At 64.6% G+C, this 316-nt stretch carries 1 protein-coding gene and 1 pseudogene; both read left to right on the top strand.

Features of this window, described 5'->3' with window-relative positions:
* A partial coding sequence (locus ABGA94_RS00680; protein WP_375366050.1) for a hypothetical protein occupies positions 1-207 on the top strand: 207 nt, incomplete at its 5' end.
* A pseudogene (locus tag ABGA94_RS00675) lies at positions 201-316 on the top strand (hypothetical protein); the annotation flags it as partial. The gene ABGA94_RS00680 and the pseudogene ABGA94_RS00675, both read left to right, overlap by 7 nt.

Genomic DNA, 316 nt, shown 5'->3' with positions numbered 1-316 from the left:
CTCGGCTTCAATCCCTTCCGCCACGACAGCTTCCGGCGGGTCGACGATGCTGAATCCGAAGCCCGTGTTGGAGGCTGGAAGATACCCATGCAGACCGTCAGTACCGTCGGAGTACTCGCCGATGGCGCGCGCGATTGCCGGCGGCCTGGCGTTCTCGACCGTAGTCAGCCTGCTGTTCCTGCCGACGATCTACGCGGTGCTCGATGACCAAGAAGGAACGGCGCAATCCGAACCTGCTCAACGGCTCGCGCCGCGCGCGCATCGCCAAGGGCTCGGGCGTGACGCCGGCCGACGTCAACAAGCTGATGAAGCAGTA

Source organism: Stenotrophomonas sp. 3diitr2024, assembly GCF_042136455.1.
GTDB lineage: Bacteria > Pseudomonadota > Gammaproteobacteria > Xanthomonadales > Xanthomonadaceae > Stenotrophomonas > Stenotrophomonas sepilia.
The sequence above is the reverse complement of the archived record's forward strand: the minus strand, read 5'-3'. Positions and strand labels throughout refer to the sequence as shown.